Annotated in this window: 17 protein-coding genes; 10 read left to right on the top strand and 7 right to left on the bottom strand. The window is 62.2% G+C overall.

Annotation, left to right across the window (positions count from 1 at the left end; translation table 11 throughout):
• Positions 1–238 precede the first annotated feature (238 nt).
• From B5P46_RS04765 to lptC, 5 genes are all read right to left on the bottom strand, one after another.
• The gene (locus B5P46_RS04765) at positions 239–1,162 is read right to left on the bottom strand and encodes a DMT family transporter (protein WP_129417713.1); all 924 of its coding nucleotides are present in this window, start codon (positions 1,160–1,162) and stop codon (positions 239–241) included.
• Positions 1,163–1,289: 127 nt separating this feature from the next.
• The gene (rpoN, locus tag B5P46_RS04760; RefSeq protein WP_129417712.1) at positions 1,290–2,849 is read right to left on the bottom strand and encodes an RNA polymerase factor sigma-54; all 1,560 of its coding nucleotides are present in this window, start codon (positions 2,847–2,849) and stop codon (positions 1,290–1,292) included.
• Positions 2,850–3,022: 173 nt separating this feature from the next.
• Complete coding sequence (gene lptB / locus B5P46_RS04750; protein WP_003556077.1) at positions 3,023–3,799, bottom strand: LPS export ABC transporter ATP-binding protein; 777 nt, start codon at positions 3,797–3,799, stop codon at positions 3,023–3,025.
• Positions 3,800–3,839: 40 nt separating this feature from the next.
• The gene (locus tag B5P46_RS04745) at positions 3,840–4,469 is read right to left on the bottom strand and encodes an LptA/OstA family protein (protein WP_129417711.1); all 630 of its coding nucleotides are present in this window, start codon (positions 4,467–4,469) and stop codon (positions 3,840–3,842) included.
• A 15-nt stretch (positions 4,470–4,484) separates the two neighbouring features.
• The gene (gene lptC, locus B5P46_RS04740) at positions 4,485–5,150 is read right to left on the bottom strand and encodes an LPS export ABC transporter periplasmic protein LptC (protein WP_129417710.1); all 666 of its coding nucleotides are present in this window, start codon (positions 5,148–5,150) and stop codon (positions 4,485–4,487) included.
• A gap of 225 nt (positions 5,151–5,375) precedes the next feature.
• On the opposite strand from lptC, the gene sppA reads away from it, so the two are divergent.
• From sppA to B5P46_RS04725, 3 genes are all read left to right on the top strand, one after another.
• Complete coding sequence (gene sppA / locus B5P46_RS04735) at positions 5,376–6,326, top strand: signal peptide peptidase SppA (RefSeq protein WP_129417709.1); 951 nt, start codon at positions 5,376–5,378, stop codon at positions 6,324–6,326.
• Positions 6,327–6,355: 29 nt separating this feature from the next.
• Positions 6,356–6,655: an integration host factor subunit beta gene (locus tag B5P46_RS04730; protein WP_003544934.1), complete on the top strand. Its 300-nt coding sequence runs from the start codon at positions 6,356–6,358 to the stop codon at positions 6,653–6,655.
• A gap of 160 nt (positions 6,656–6,815) precedes the next feature.
• Positions 6,816–7,148: a LapA family protein gene (locus B5P46_RS04725; protein WP_129417708.1), complete on the top strand. Its 333-nt coding sequence runs from the start codon at positions 6,816–6,818 to the stop codon at positions 7,146–7,148.
• 51 nt (positions 7,149–7,199) lie between these two features.
• On the opposite strand, the gene B5P46_RS04720 is transcribed toward B5P46_RS04725, so the two are convergent.
• Entirely contained in the window at positions 7,200–7,634 is a 435-nt protein-coding gene (locus B5P46_RS04720) for a GNAT family N-acetyltransferase (RefSeq protein WP_129418830.1), read from the bottom strand.
• A 37-nt stretch (positions 7,635–7,671) separates the two neighbouring features.
• Positions 7,672–8,127, bottom strand: a complete 456-nt coding sequence (locus B5P46_RS04715; RefSeq protein ID WP_129417707.1) for an SRPBCC family protein — start codon at positions 8,125–8,127, stop codon at positions 7,672–7,674.
• A gap of 112 nt (positions 8,128–8,239) precedes the next feature.
• Here B5P46_RS04715 and B5P46_RS04710 point away from each other — a divergent pair, with 112 nt between their 5' ends.
• From B5P46_RS04710 to B5P46_RS04680, 7 genes are all read left to right on the top strand, one after another.
• The gene (locus B5P46_RS04710; RefSeq protein ID WP_129417706.1) at positions 8,240–8,830 is read left to right on the top strand and encodes an NUDIX hydrolase; all 591 of its coding nucleotides are present in this window, start codon (positions 8,240–8,242) and stop codon (positions 8,828–8,830) included.
• A gap of 185 nt (positions 8,831–9,015) precedes the next feature.
• On the top strand, positions 9,016–10,113 hold the full coding sequence (locus B5P46_RS04705; RefSeq protein ID WP_129417705.1) for a class I SAM-dependent methyltransferase: 1,098 nt from the start codon (positions 9,016–9,018) through the stop codon (positions 10,111–10,113).
• A complete protein-coding gene (locus tag B5P46_RS04700; protein WP_129417704.1) occupies positions 10,110–10,970 on the top strand; it encodes a TrmH family RNA methyltransferase in 861 nt (286 codons plus the stop codon). Before B5P46_RS04705 ends, B5P46_RS04700 begins: the two co-directional genes overlap by 4 nt.
• Positions 10,967–11,470 carry a signal peptidase II gene (gene lspA / locus B5P46_RS04695; RefSeq protein ID WP_129417703.1) on the top strand — a complete coding sequence of 168 codons (504 nt, stop codon included), beginning with the start codon at positions 10,967–10,969 and terminating at the stop codon, positions 11,468–11,470. The genes B5P46_RS04700 and lspA overlap by 4 nt, the downstream gene beginning before the upstream one ends.
• A gap of 55 nt (positions 11,471–11,525) precedes the next feature.
• The gene (locus B5P46_RS04690) at positions 11,526–13,808 is read left to right on the top strand and encodes a PAS domain-containing hybrid sensor histidine kinase/response regulator (RefSeq protein WP_129417702.1); all 2,283 of its coding nucleotides are present in this window, start codon (positions 11,526–11,528) and stop codon (positions 13,806–13,808) included.
• A 108-nt stretch (positions 13,809–13,916) separates the two neighbouring features.
• Entirely contained in the window at positions 13,917–14,795 is an 879-nt protein-coding gene (locus B5P46_RS04685; protein WP_129417701.1) for a GNAT family N-acetyltransferase, read from the top strand.
• Between the two features lie 183 nt (positions 14,796–14,978).
• Positions 14,979–15,611: a bleomycin resistance protein gene (locus B5P46_RS04680; protein WP_129417700.1), complete on the top strand. Its 633-nt coding sequence runs from the start codon at positions 14,979–14,981 to the stop codon at positions 15,609–15,611.
• Positions 15,612–15,626 lie beyond the last annotated feature (15 nt).

The following is a 15,626-nucleotide window of genomic DNA, read 5'->3' as shown; positions in this document are numbered from 1 at the left end:
TTCATCCAAGCACTTCGCACAATCTCAAGCAAGATCGGCTTAGGCCTGCGGGTCCTTAGTGCCCTTCTGATGCTGGGGATAACTCCAGACGCCGTTCACGGCATCGATTGCGGCGGGCTTCTAGCCAGAGCTTGCCGAAAAGTCAATAGGGCGCCGAATCACCCTCGGCGGTACCCGGTCAACGTGTGCCGAACATCTTGTCGGGCAAGGCATGCCGCCGATCGCCGCCCCATCCACTTTACGCGTTTCGCGCTTGCGTTGCGCCCCTTCTTGCGGGGATCGTCATGGCGGCGACACCTGATATGACGCAGACGAGTCCGATCCAGGCCGTCGGGCTCAGTCTTTCGCCGAGAAAGACGATGCCGATCGCAACACCGATCGGCACTCTGAGATAGGCTTGCGCGGTGGTTCCGACCGAACCCAGCGTCTGGACGAGACGGAAATAGATCACAAAGGCAAGCGCCGTCGAAAAGGCGGAGAGGGCCAGCAGCGCCAGCATCGATGCCGCCGAGGGATCGAGTTCCCACGGCCGATCGACGACGAGGCTCGTCGGCAAGAGAATGACCGCGCCTGAGATCAACGAGCCGGCCGCCGGCACTGCGGGATCGAGCCCCTTGAAGTTCTTGCTGAAAATCGCGGCACCTGCATAACAGATGGTCGCCAGGATGATGGCAAGCTGCGCCATCAGATTTTCACCGAGACCACTGAGCGCTTCGACGCCGATAACGAGGCAGATGCCGGCAAGCCCGGCCATGACGCCGAAAAGCCTTCGCAGCGTCACCTGCTCATGGCGGGTGATCAGCACGGCCAGCAGGAAGGTGAAAATCGGCGTTGCCGAATTCAGGATCACCGCCAATCCAGCATCGACGGACTGTTCCGCCCAGGCGATCAGCGTGAAGGGGACGACGCTGTTCAGGCAGGCCTGAACGAAAAACCGCCGCCAGGTGGCACGATCGCGCGGCAGACGGACACGCCGGTGGTGCAGGACGGCCAGCAGAATGCCGCCGGCAATCAGCGTGCGGGCGGCGATCAACGTTATCGGCGGGATCGTCTCGACGCCGATCTTGATGAAGCTATAGGAGGAACCCCAGAGGGTCGCCAGCACCAGCAGCAGGAAAAGTTCCCTGGCAAGATTGGAATTTTGCGGCGTCATCGTCGGCATTTCGATTTTCGTTGAAGACAATTCAAAGGGTTGCAGCCGTTGCGCGTCTGAAAAGACGCGGGACGCTGGAGAGGAATAACGGGATTTGCGGGCCGGATGCTTCGATCGAGGTCGAAGCATTGCCGCGTCAGAAGCCCGCGACCTTGGCGAGCGCCCGCTTCTCGCGGCGCCGCTGGACCGAAGAGGCGATGTTCATTGCCTCCCTGTATTTCGCAACGGTGCGGCGGGCGAGATCGACGCCGCCCTTCTTCAGCATGTCGACGATATCGTCATCGGAAAGCACCGCCTCCGGGCTCTCCTGCAGGATCAGCGCACGGATCTTGTGACGCACGGCCTCGGCCGAATGGCTGTCGCCGCCGGCGACGGCGCTGATCGAGACGGTGAAGAAATATTTGAGTTCGAAAAGGCCGCGTGGCGTCAGCATATATTTGTTCGACGTGACGCGGCTGACGGTGGATTCATGCATCTTGATCGCCTCGGCGACCGTTTTCAGGTTCAGCGGGCGCAGGTGATCGACGCCGTGCAGCAGGAAGGCGTCCTGCTGGCGGACGATTTCGCTTGCCACCTTCATGATGGTTTTTGCCCGCTGATCGAGGCTGCGGGTCAGCCAGTTGGCGCTCTGCAGGCAATCAGAGAGGAAGGCGTGATCCTCTCCATTCCGGGTCACGCGGGAAAAATAGGACTGGTTGACCAGCACGCGCGGCAGCGTATCCGGATTGAGCTCGACCAGCCAGCCGCCATCCGAGGCGGCTCTGACGACCACATCGGGCATGATCGCTTCGGAAACACCCGCCTCGAAACCGCTGCCGGGCTTGGGATTGAGCTGGCGGATCTCGCCGAGCATGTCGAGAAGATCTTCCTCGTCGACGCCGCAGAGCCGCTTCAGCGTGGCAAAATCGCGCCGCGCCAGCAGTTCGAGGTTTTCGACCAGAGCCTGCATGGCCGGGTCGTATCGGTCCTTCTGCCTGAGCTGGATCGCGAGGCATTCGGCCAGGCTGCGGGCGAAAACACCCGGCGGATCAAGGCTCTGAAGGGTGGCGAGCACGCGCTCGGCCTGTGCGAGACTCGTGCCCAGCCTCTCGCCCGCCTCGACGATATCGGCCTGCAGATAACCGCAGTCGTCGAGCTGGTCGACGAAATTCTGCGCGATCAGCCGGTCGGCCATGTCAGGCAGGACGAAGGGGATCTGCTGGGCGAGATGATCGCGCAGCGACACCTGGCCGGCGACGAAATCGTCGAGATCATAGTCGGCGCCCTCGCCGCTGCCCGGCATCGACTTCCACTGGCTGAGGAGCTCCGGCGCATCGAGGCGCTGCGGGGCACCGTCATCAGGAAAGACATTGGTGTAATTGGCGTCGAGTTCGTCATTCAGCCGGCTAGTGCTGGCGCTGCCGCCGTTGTCATACCAGTCGCTGGAGAGCGCCTCGGCGCGGTTGTCATAGCCATCGTCGGAGCCGGCATCCTCGGGCTGATGAGCATATTCTCCATCTTCGGCATCGCCGCGTTCGCCGCCCGCCTCACCGTCATTCGACGGAAATTCGAGCAGCGGGTTCTTCTCCACTTCCAGGGCGATGAACTGGTTGAGTTCGAAATGCGTCATCTGCAGCAACTGGATGGATTGCATCAGTTGCGGTGTCATCACCAAAGACTGGGTCTGGCGCAGGAAAAGATTGGCGGACAGTGCCATGACGGACGCGAAACTCCCCTCGATTCCTCCGGGAAACCGCGTCCGATCAAGGCTTCAGGCCACGGAAATCCAAGTTGGCCCAAAAATTGCTTTTTTATTGTATTTGGTCAAGCGGAACTATGATGGCACGGTGAATTTCTGCCGATCCGGCCTAAAATCATCCGGATCCGGCGTCAGAGGCTGAAATTGTCGCCGAGGTAGAGCCGGCGCACTTCCGGATTGTTGACGATGTCGTTCGCCCGGCCATGGGTCAGCACCTCACCGGCATGGATGATGTAGGCGCGGTCGATGAGACCCAGCGTCTCGCGCACATTGTGGTCGGTGATGAGCACGCCGATGCCGCGTGCCGTCAGGTGGTGAACGAGATTCTGGATGTCGGCGACCGAGATCGGGTCGACGCCGGCAAAGGGCTCGTCGAGCAGCATGAAGGTCGGGTCGGTCGCAAGCGCACGGGCGATTTCGAGGCGGCGGCGCTCACCGCCGGACAGGGCGACGGCGGCACTCTTGCGCAGCTTCTGGATATGGAATTCCTCCAGCAGCTCATTCAGCTTCTGCTCGCGCTCGGCCTTGTCCTTCACATGCACTTCGAGGACGGCGCGGATATTCTCTTCCACCGTCAGGCCGCGGAAGATCGAGGCTTCCTGCGGCAGGTAACCGACGCCGAGGCGCGAGCGGCGGTACATCGGCATGGTCGTGACATCGTTGCCGTCGATCTCGATCGTGCCTTCATCGACCGGCACCAGGCCGGTGATCATGTAAAAACAGGTGGTCTTGCCGGCGCCGTTCGGGCCGAGCAGGCCGACGGCCTCGCCACGGCGCACCACCAGCGAGACGCCGTTGACGACGCGCCGCGTCGCATAGGTCTTCGTCAGACCCCGTGCGATCAGCGTTCCCTGATAGCGGCTCTTGTCGGCGGCGCCCGCAGCTTGTGGCCCGGGCTTGCCGAACATGGTGGATAGCGATGATAATTTCACGTGGGAGGCCGGCTTCTCAGTTCTGCTTCTGCTGCTGCGATTTCGGATCGAGCTGAATCTGGACACGCCCGCCGCAGCTTTCAAGCTGCGCCTGGCCGGTCTGCATATGAACCGTCAGTTTGCAGCCGGTAAAGACGTTCGGCCCGTCCGACAGAATAACCTTGTTCCCCTCATTCGCCGTGAGGATGAATGTCTGCGAGGCCATGTCGAAATTGCCATCATCGGCAGTCGCCGTCTGCGTGCCCGAGCTCAGGAAGACCTTGTCCGTCACCAGGATCTTGTCGATATCGGCGCTTCCCGATGCCAGCGAGGCCGACTGCTCCGGTTGCGCTGCGGGCTGCGCGCCGTCAGCGGCCGGCTTTGCCGCCTTATCCTTGTAATAGACGGTCATCTTGCCGGACTGCATCGTCGTCGTGCCCTGGACGACCTTGACGTTGCCGGTGAAGAGCGCGGTGTGTTCCTGGTCGTGGATCTCGAGCTTGTCGCTTTCGATCTGGATCGGCTGGTCGTTGGACAGCTTCATGCCCGGCATCGTGGCCGACGCCTGCTGCGCGCCGGCGCCCGTGGCCGTCAGAATAAGGGCAAATGCGCCGGCAATGAATGCCATGCCTGTCTTGCAAGTGGAAATGCGACAATCTTTTGTCATGGATGACCCGGCTGGTTAAGTGCCCTGTTTATGGATGGTGGATGGATCGACATTCATGCGAACATTCCCCTCGAATGTGATCACCCGTCCCTTATCGGTTATCTGAAGCGTCTTCGCAACAATGGAGGCATTGTCCTTGGTGATGGTGACAGGGTCGTCGCTCCGCATGTTTCCGCCCTTGATGTCGAGTTGCGCGGACTGGAAATTCGCATTGAGGCCGCTGCTCAGCACCAGGGTGAAGGGGGCCGTCATATGCAGGTTGTCGGTGGCGCGGTTGTAATCGGCGGTCGAGGCGACGACGCGGGCGATCAAACCGTCATTCATCGGCACCGCGGCCTTGATGGTCTCAAGCGTGATGAGATCGGGATTGCGGATATCCTGCAGCGCCCTTTCGGCCAGCATCGAATAATTGATGCCGTCGGAATTGCGACCTGATATCGCCGGCTTTTCCATCACGACCTTGCCGTTCTCGATCTTGGCGCCTTCCATCTTGATGTTCTCGGGCAGATAGATGCTGACCAACGCCACCGCGGTGAGGCTCGCCGCGATGATGAGGGCCGCCACCGGCAGCAATATCTTCAGGCGCCGCACGCGGGCGGAATGGAACAACGCATCGCCATAGGCATTCTTGCCGGACCCTGAATAGGCGGCATGTCCGTTGTTCTTCAGGGTATCGAGCATAGGCCTCGTCCATGTGCGGTGATCGCCGCGCCTTCATAACAAAGCCGGCCGCCAATCACAGTTCGTTTCGCATTATTACATTGGCTTGCCAATATGGAATTTTTTCTGCAACAAGCAACAAAACGGAAAAACATTGAAAAGTGGCATTCGTACGGGCCGCTGCCACCCTATTTCACCGGATCGATCGGCGGCATGCCGAAGCCGGTGCCAGCGCTGGAGGTTTCTATGGACAGTTCGATCATCTCGGATCGCCGGCGGCTGCGCCGCAAGCTGGGCTTCTGGCGCCTCATCGCGGTGGCCCTCATCGTGGCACTTGGTTTCGCCTTCTACCGCTTCGCCCTCGGCGATGCCGGGACGCAGCGCCCGCACATCGCCCATGTGACGATATCCGGACTGATCGTCGACGACGACGAGCTTCTCGAGCGGTTGAAGAAGGTCGAGACCAGCGACCAGGTGAAGGCAGCGGTGATTTCGATCTCCTCGCCCGGCGGCACGACCTATGGCGGCGAAAAAGTCTTCAAGGCGATCCGTGCGATATCAGCCAAGAAGCCTGTCGTCTCCGACGTGCGCACGCTTGCCGCCTCCGCCGGCTACATGATCGCCACCGCCGGCGATACGATCATTGCCGGCGACAGCTCGATCACCGGTTCGATCGGCGTCATCTTCCAGTATCCGCAGATCCAGCCGCTGCTCGACAAAATCGGCGTCTCGCTGCAGGAGATCAAGTCCTCGCCGCTGAAGGCCGAGCCCTCGCCCTTCCACGAGGCGAGCGAGGAAGCCAAGGCGATGATCCGCAACATGGTGGTCGACAGCTATAACTGGTTCGTCGACCTGGTCGCCGACCGGCGCAAGCTGCCGCGCGACGAGGTGCTGAAACTGGCCGACGGCACGATCTATACCGGCCGCCAGGCGCTAAAGGTGAAACTCGTCGATGCGATCGGCGGCGAGGCCGAGATTCGCGCCTATCTGACGTCACGCGGCGTTAACGCCGATCTGCCGATGGTGGACTGGGACAAGAAGAGCAATACGCCCTTTCTGCTCGCTGGGGCTGTTTCGCGGTTGATTACGATCTTCGGTTATGATGATCTCATGAAAACCCAGGATATCAATGGAATCCTGCCCCCAAAGTTGCTTCTTGACGGGCTGCTTTCAGTTTGGCAGGTTGGCCACGATTGATAAGAAATCAATAATTTAAGGGGGCGAAAGTGATCAAGTCCGAATTGGTGCAGATTGTTGCGGCACGCAACCCGCATCTCTATCATCGCGACGTCGAGAATATCGTCAACGCGGTTCTCGACGAGATCACGGATGCACTGGCTGCGGGTAACCGAGTCGAATTGCGCGGCTTTGGCGCCTTTTCGGTCAAGAACCGCCCTTCGCGCTCCGGCCGCAACCCGCGGACCGGCGATACCGTCTTCGTCGAGGAGAAGTGGGTTCCCTTCTTCAAGACCGGCAAGGAGCTGCGCGAGCGGCTTAATCCCGGCCAGGCCGACGAAGAGGATTGAGCCGTCGCTGCCTGCGGCGAAACCGCACTTGAACTCGAGGGCCGTTTTCCTATTCTGGTAATGCATCGTGCTTTACACGTCTTACAAGGACGCGTGGCGCTGCAAGCATGAAACGCGCCCTTCAAAAAAACTGGCGCAATCTGCCGCGTGGAGACCTCAAATGGCCAAGAAGATCGTCAACCTGTTGATTCTGCTGCCGCTCGGCGTCATTCTCATCGTCTTCTGCGTCGCCAACCGGCAAAGCGTTACGCTCGCCTTCAATCCGTTCCGGCCGGAAGACCAGGTGCTTGCAGTGTCCGCACCCTTCTTCGTCTTCCTGATCATCGCGCTGATATCAGGCATGCTGATCGGCGCGGCCGCCACCTGGTTCAGCCAGGGCAAACACCGCAAGCGCGCCCGCACCGAGGCCAAGGAAGCCATTCGCTGGCAAAGCGAGGCCGACCGCCACAAGAACCGCGCCGAGGAAATCGCCGGGCAGCTGCCGGCGCGGTAAAACCTGATTCGCTATTTCGATTGGCTCGATATTTCGACGGCCGGCTGCCCGTCAAACCGGAAAAAAGCTCAGTTCCTCATAGTCGCCCTCGGGCGAGGCGCCGTTGCCGGTCACCTGGAAACCGTGGGCAAGGTAGAACGCCTTAGCCCGCCGGTTCTTCACCAGACATTTCAGGCGGTACCGGTGTTGCGGCCATTCCGGCAGGGCGTGCAGCAGCGCCGTGCCTGCTCCCTGGCCCTGGAACTCCGGTTTTAGGTACAGCATGTGGACGAAATCGTCCTCCGGCCAGAGCGACAGGAAGCCGGCGACGCTGCCGCTTTCATGCGCGCAGACGAAGACCGTCTCGCCATGGGTATGGGCGGCGAAATCCTCGCGGTGGAATTTGCCCGGATCGACCCAGACGAATGTTTCGCGGCGCACGGAAAGATAAATCTCCGCGAGCATTTCCTGATCTTCCGCCCGCGGCGGCCTGATAGTCCACGTCATCATGCCGATTTAAACGAAGCTTCAATCTGCGCCAAGCCTAACCCGCTGCCATCTTCGCGACGACCGCGGCATTGAAATCCGAAAAGAAACCTTCGGCAAGCTTCTGCGAGGTCGAATCGAGCAGGCGGGCGCCGAGCTGGGCGAGCCTGCCGCCGAGTTCGGCCTTCGACCGGTAGTGCAGGATGGTCTCGGCACCCCTTTCCTCAAGCACGATATCGGCACTGCCCCTGGCGAAGCCGGCAAGACCGCCCTTGCCTTCGGCCGACAGCGTGTAACTCTTCGGCGCATCGACATTGGAAAGCGTCAGCAGCCCGTGGAAGGTGGCAGACAGCAGGCTGAACCTGACCTTGATCGTCGCCTCGAAGACATCAGGCGACAGCCGCTCGATGCTCTGGCAGCCCGGAATGCAGCCGCGCATGATCTCGGGATCGTTGAGTGCTGCCCAGACGATGTCCCGCGGCGCGGCGATGCGTTCTTCGCCGGTGAAATCCATTCGATGGCCCCATCTTCGATTCGCTCATCTTATCCTAGCGGGAAAGCGCTTTGCCAAGGCGGGACGGAATGTTATCTGCCGGGTTCCGATCTGGCAGACAAGGGATGGGCCGATGAACGACGAACTGAAGCCCTGGAGCGTGACGGCCAGCCGCATCACCTATGAGGACCGGTGGATCCGGGTCCGGAGCGACGATTGCGTCACCGCCGATGGAATCGTCGTCGCGCCCTTCCATGTGCTCGATTATCCCGACTGGATCAACGTCATCCCTGTGATGCCTGACGGGCGCCTGCTGCTGACGCGGGAATACCGGCACGGCCGCGGCGAGATCGTGCTCGGTCTGGTCGCCGGCAGCGTCGAACCCGGCGACAGCAAGACCGGCGATGCGGCGACGGCGGCGGCCAAGCGCGAACTCCGGGAGGAGACCGGCTATGAAGCCTCGACCTTCGTCAAGCTGCTCACCTCCTATCCGAATGCCGCCAGCCACAGCAACGTGGTGACGAGCTGGCTGGCGCTCGGCCTCAGCCGAGCCGGCGAACCGTCTTTCGACCCCGGCGAGAAGGTCGAGCTGCTGTTTGCGGATCTTGCTGCCATCCTCGGCGAGCTGCAGTCCGGCGCGGTCATTATGCAGTCGATGCATGTCGCAGCCCTCTATGCGGCGGAAAGCTGGCTTCGCACACAGGCCTCCGAGGGCCTGAAATAGGCGCCGCGCCAGGAAAACCTCTCCTCTTGCCCAGGCTTGCCCGGCGGCGCAGTTGATCCGCCCGGCTTTTCTGGGCTACTGCATATTCAAAGTGCCGCAGTGTGCTTTGCGCGTTTCAAAGACGCGCGGCGCTGCAGCGGACGCAACGCCGATAAGACACCCCGACAGAGACGCGGAAGAGCACGTTGAAACAGAGAGAAGGCCGGCCGGGCCAGAAGAAAACATCGGGTCCTTCCGGTGAAAGCCGCAGGGACGATCGGGCAGGCCGGCCGCCGAAGCCGGTCGCGCGGCCCGCGGCAACCCGTGAGGCGGCAAGCGAGGCTGCTGTGCCTGCCGCCGGCGTGCGTCCTCTGATGACACGCAGCGGCGAGCGTCCGACCGAGCGCGTGCCCGTCATCCTCGAATCGCTCGGGGCCGGCGATTTCCACCTGATCGACAGCGGCAACGGCGAAAAGCTCGAGCAATACGGCCCCTATCGCATCATCCGTCCGGAAGCCCAGGCGCTGTGGCGGCCGTCTCTGGCGCCCCAAGTCTGGGAAAAGGTCGATGCCGCCTTCACCGGCGACACCGACGAGGAAGGCACCGGCCGCTGGCGCTTCCCGAAGGAGGCGCTCGGCGAAACCTGGCCGCTCAATCTGCTCGGCGTCGATTTCCTCGGCCGCTTCACCTCCTTCCGCCATGTCGGCGTCTTCCCCGAGCAGATCGTCCACTGGAGCTGGATGAAAGAGCAGGTCGAAAAGGCCGGACGACCGCTGAAAGTGCTGAACCTCTTCGGTTATACCGGCGTCGCTTCGCTGGTTGCCGCCGCAGCCGGCGCCGAGGTCACCCATGTCGACGCCTCGAAGAAGGCGATCGGCTGGGCGCGGGAAAACCAGGCGCTCGGGCGCATGGAGAAGCTGCCGATCCGCTGGATCTGCGAGGATGCGATAAAATTCATCCTGCGCGAGGAACGCCGCGGCAGCCAGTACGACATCATCCTCACCGATCCGCCGAAATTCGGCCGCGGCCCCAATGGCGAAGTCTGGCATCTTTTCGAGCATCTGCCGTTGATGCTCGATGTCTGCCGCGAGATCCTGTCGCCGAAGGCAGTGGGCCTGGTGCTGACGGCCTATTCGATCCGCGCCAGCTTCTATTCGATCCACGAGCTGATGCGCGAGACGATGCGGGGCGCCGGCGGTGTGGTCGAATCCGGCGAGCTGGTGATTCGCGAAGCCGGCACCGACGGCAGGACGCAGGGCCGCGCGCTTTCCACCTCCCTCTTTTCCCGCTGGGTGCCGAAATGAGCAAGGACTTCCACGATCAGGGGCCGCGCAGGGTCGGACAGGTGAAGGAAGTCACCTCGCTCGCCAATCCGATCATCAAGGACATCAAGGCGCTGACGAACAAGAAGTCGCGCGAGGAAAGCGGGACTTTCCTGGCCGAAGGACTGAAGCTCGTCATCGATGCGATCGAACTCGGCTGGGCGATCCGCACGCTGGTCTATGCCAAGGCCGCCAAGGGCAAGCCGCTGGTCGAGCAGATGGCGGCAAGGACCGTCGCCTCGGGCGGGCTGGTGCTCGAGGTCAGCGAAAAGGTGATCGCCTCGATCACCCGCCGCGACAATCCGCAGATGGTCGTCGGCATCTTCGAGCAGCGCTGGACGCCGCTCAAGAGTATCCGACTGAGCGAGGGCGAGACATGGGTGGCGCTCGACCGGGTGCGCGACCCCGGCAATCTCGGCACCATCATCCGCACGGCCGATGCGGCTGGGGCTTCCGGCATCATTCTTCTCGGAGAAACGACCGATCCCTTCTCGCTCGAAACGGTGCGGGCCACCATGGGCTCGGTCTTTGCCGTTCCGGTCGCGCGGGCGACGCCTGAGGAATTCATTGCCTGGCGGAAAACGGCCGGCGTTTCCGTCGTCGCGACGCATCTCGCCGGCGCGGTCGATTACCGGACGATCGACTACCGGAAAAAGCCCGTCGTGCTGTTGATGGGCAACGAACAATCCGGCCTGCCCGAGCAGCTGGCCAGGGAGGCCGACGCGCTTGCCCGTATTCCGCAGCAGGGCCGCGCCGATTCGCTGAACCTCGCCGTCGCCACCGCCGTCATGCTTTTCGAGGCACGCCGCCATCTCCTCTCACTTGCCGAGGGCAAATGACCGAACAGACGCATGCGCGCCCGGCGCTGTTTTCGCGCCCGGCACCAATCCTCTTCTTCATCGTCGTCGCCGTTCTCATCGACCAGGTCGTCAAGATCGCCGTCGATCATTATCTGCCGCTGCAGCAGGTCGTGCCGGTCATTCCGATGCTGGCGCTCTACCGCACCTACAATCTCGGCGTCGCCTTTTCGATGCTGTCCGGCATGGACGGCTGGTTCATCGTCGGCATGCGGCTCGTCATCGTCGCCTTCGTCATCTGGCTGTGGTACCGCACGGCGAAGGATCGCTGGATCGCTCATCTCGGTTATGCGCTGATCATCGCCGGGGCGATCGGCAATCTCGTCGACCGCTTCGCCTATGGACATGTGATCGATTACATTCTTTTCTACACCGAGAGCTGGTCCTTCGCGGTCTTCAATCTCGCCGACAGTTTCATCACCATCGGGGCCGGCTGCGTCATTCTCGACGAGCTGCTGCTGCCGAAAAAGGCAGGCCGCTAAAATCTTATCGAAATCCTGAAGGCATTCGGAACGGGCCTCATGTTAGCCAGATAGCATGCAGAACCTGGGACAGTTGCAGGAAAGATTGTCCGCCGCCTTCGGTGGACCCGCCGCCAAGCCGCATGAGAAGCGGATGGAGACGGCCTTCTCACGGCCGAACTCAGCGGCACCGCGGGGCACCGATGACCGCCAGGGCGGACCTGCACCGACACGGCGCCTGCTGTTCTACTGGCTGGGCGGCGCCGGCCTTCTGGCCGCAACGATCCTGATGCTGCTAGCCCATGCCGGCGATCCGCTGCTGCTTTCGGGTGGCCTCGTCATTCTTGGCCTTGCCGTCATCGCCAGTTATGCCCTGCTGATGGTTCGCTCGCGCAGGGCCGGGCAGCGTCCCGGTCAACCCATGCCGGATTGGAACGCCGGCGCAAAGCTGTTCGCCGACGTGCACGACGTGCTCGGCGACATCACGGTCGGCCGCACCATGGACCGGCGCATCATCTCCGCCAACGATACTTTTCGCCGTCTGACCGGACGGCTGCGTCCGGAAGGACGCACCTGCGAGGAGATCGGGCTTGCCTTCCGCCCCGGTCCGGTACCGCATTGCTACGATGTCGAGATTTCGACGCCGGAGGGCCAGCGCATCTTCCTCTGGCGCGATGTCGTTACCCGCGACCCGGCGAACGGCCGCCTGCTGCTGCAGAGCGTTGCTCGCGACGTGACCGACGAGCGGCTCATCGCGCAGGGCCGCGAGGAGGCCCGCCAGAAGGCCGAATATAACAGCGCCGCCAAATCGAGGCTGCTTGCCACCGTCAGCCACGAGGTGCGCACGCCGCTTTCCGGCATCCTCGGCATGACGCATCTGCTCGCCGAGACGCGGCTGACGCAGGAACAACAGAACTATCTCGCGAGCATCCGCCAGTCCGGCCATGCATTGACGCAGCTCGTCGAGGATCTGCTCGATTTTTCCACCATCGAGGTCGGCCGCTTCGCGCTGCACCCGCGCTCGGAATCGCTGCGCAAGCTTCTGGAAAGCGTCGTCGAGATGCTCGCCCATCGGGCGCATGAAAAGGGTATCGAGATCGGCGCCACTGTGTCATCCGACGTGCCCGAAAATATGAGCTTCGACCCGGCGCGGCTGCGCCAGGTTCTGTTCAACGTCATCGGCAACGCCGTAAAGTTCACCCAGGTCGGCGGCGTGTTCATCCGCGTGTCGCTCGACGGCGACCACCTCTCGATCACCGTGACTGACAGCGGTCCCGGGATGACGGCAGAGGAGCAGGCGCGCGTCTTCGGCGAGTTCGAGCAGGGCGGGAGCGTTGCCGACAAGAGCAGCGGGACCGGGCTCGGCCTTGCCATCTCCGCCCGCATCATGCGTGAATTCAACGGCGCGCTGACGGTTGCCAGCGAAAAGGGCAGAGGCAGCGAATTCACCATCCGCTTCCCTGTCGATATCGGCAGCGAGCGCCCCGACCGGCGAAACACGCTGCTTGCCGGCAACAGCGTCGTGTTGCTGGCGCCGGCAGGTGCGGCGCGCACTGCCATCGCGGAAACGATCACTGCGCTCGGCGGCCTCTGCCATCTCGTCGGCGACGGCGAGACGGCGCGGGCAACACTGCTCGAGCTGGGGAAGGGCGGACGGCGGCCGACCGACATCATCATCGACCACCGGATGTCGGCGGAATTTTCCGCTCATATTGCCGATCGCGCCGAAATCGCCGCACTTGGCCTGCGCAAGGTCCTGCTCGTCAATCCGGAAGAGCGCAGCGCCCATCCGCTCGACCTCTTCGATGCCTGGCTGATCCGGCCGCTGCGCGAACAGTCGCTGATCGACGTGCTGCGCGGGCGCATGCGCGGGATGGAGAAGCGCGACGCACTGAACGACAACCAGCCGGGCTTCGGCCTTTCGGTGGCGGAGACGCTGATTGCCGCCAGCGGGCTCAGCATCCTGCTCGGCGAAGACGATCCGATCAATGCCATGCTGGTGCGTGTCGTTCTGGAAAAGGGCGGGCATAAGGTCCGCCATGTCGAAGATTTCGAGACGCTGCTCGACTGCGCGCTCTGCGAGGCCAATGCCCGGCCCGATATCATCATCAGCGATCTCTCGATGCCTGGCGGCAACGGTATCGAGATGCTGGGACGCCTGCGCGGCCACGAGCGGCGGCTCGATCTCGCTTCGGTGCCGGTGATCGTGCTGACTGCCGACAAGAGCGACGAATCACGCCGCCAAGTCTTGCTCAACGGTGCCAATCGCGTCATGATAAAGCCGGTCGATCCGGTGCGGCTGCTGACCGAAGTTCAGGCGGTTGCCGCCCTTTCCGCCCGCCGGGCAGAGGCGCGGTGAGCGCCTCAGAAACCGGCACGCTTCTTGCGCTTGGAAATTCAAAATGTCACTTTCCTGTCGTAGAGAAGTGTTTTATGGCGTCGATAAGCCGGCAACGGGAGAATCGTCATGTCCGCCATCGACATCCTGAATCGTGACACCACGGCGGAGGCTGCACGGCCCTCGACGGCTGCTGTACAGAAGGACGGCGATATCCTCGGCCGCATCGGCAATCTGGAGACCCGCCTTGCCCGCACGGCACGCGAGATCGATGCGGCACAGGCCGTGCGCTACCGCGTCTTCGTCAACGAAATGAAGGCGCAGCTACCGCTGGACGCCATGCGCCGCCAGCGCGATGTCGACGCCTATGACGCTGTTTGCGATCATCTTCTCGTTCTCGACCGCTCGATCGAGGGTGACCCGGAAGACCAGATCGTCGGCACCTACAGGCTGTTGCGCCAGGATGTCGCCATCGCCAATGGCGGTTTTTACTCGGCTTCCGAATTCGAAATCGAGGGCCTCATCGCCAAACATCCGGACAAGCGCTTCATGGAACTCGGCCGCTCCTGCGTGCTGCCGGAATACCGCACCAAACGCACCGTCGAGCTCCTGTGGCAGGGCAACTGGGCCTACGCGCTGAAGCACGGCGTCAGCGCCATGTTCGGCTGCGCCTCGTTCCCCGGCGTCTATCTCGAAAGCCACGCGCTGGCGCTGTCCTTCCTTTACCACAATGTGCTGGCGAAGAACGAATGGGCCGTCGGCGCCCTGCCGCATCTGGCCCGCAACATGGACCTGATGCCGGTCGAGGCCATCAACCCGAAGCGGGCGCTGATGGCCCTGCCGCCGCTGATCAAGGGCTATATGCGCCTCGGTGCGATGGTCGGCTCCCACGCGGTCGTCGATCATGCCTTCAACACGACCGACGTGCTGATCGTGCTGCCGATCTCCAGCATTTCGGACCGCTACCTGAATTATTACGGCGCCGACGCCGGCCGCTTCGCGAGCTAAACGCCGAGGACCGCCGGCAGTTCAAAGTGTTGCAGCGTCCTTTTGCGCGTCTGAAAAAACGCGCGGCGCTGTAAAGCTTGACGATCCCCCGCCATCCCTTCATCCTGACATCGCGTTTTCCGTGGGGCGCATCGGCATTGTGCCGGCTGGGCTATGCCCGCCCACACATCTCAACCATGCGCCATGTCGAATTTCGAAAACCTCCGCAAGAGAGCCAAGCTCTATAAACGTTGGCATCAGAACAGGTATCATCCTGTCGCCGCCGAAATCCGGCGGTGGCTCCCCCGTTACGGCGGCCTGAACGATCGGCAGATTCTCGACTGCGCGTTCAAGCTCGCCGATGCGCAGGAGCTCGTTGCGGCAAAGGAAGGTTTCGAAAGCTGGACGGCGCTGAAACAGGGACTGACCTTGATGAACATGCCTCAACAATCGAAAGCTTCGACACCGACATTCATCGACGCGCAACCGCAACTCTTCGTCCGGGACATCGGCAGCTCCTGCGATTTCTATATTGGCAAGCTCGGCTTTGAGCTTGCCTTCACCTATGGCGAGCCCGCCTTCTATGCTCAGGTCTTCCGGGGTGCGGCGCGGCTCAATCTTCGCTCAGTCGACATGCCTTTTCTCCATCCGGATTTCCGGCTTCATGAGGAAGACGCGCTTTCGGCGACCATCACGCTTGACGACGCCAAAGCACTGTTCCTGGAATATACGAGAGCTGAAGTCCCGCTCCATCAGGGGTTGAGAATCGAGCCATGGGGTGCCCAGACCTTCATTGTTCGCGACCTCGACGGCAACCTGATCGCCTTCGCCAGCTGAGCGGTACGCCGTCCG

Source organism: Rhizobium leguminosarum (genome assembly GCF_004123835.1).
GTDB lineage: Bacteria > Pseudomonadota > Alphaproteobacteria > Rhizobiales > Rhizobiaceae > Rhizobium > Rhizobium leguminosarum_M.
The sequence above is the reverse complement of the archived record's forward strand: the minus strand, read 5'-3'. Positions and strand labels throughout refer to the sequence as shown.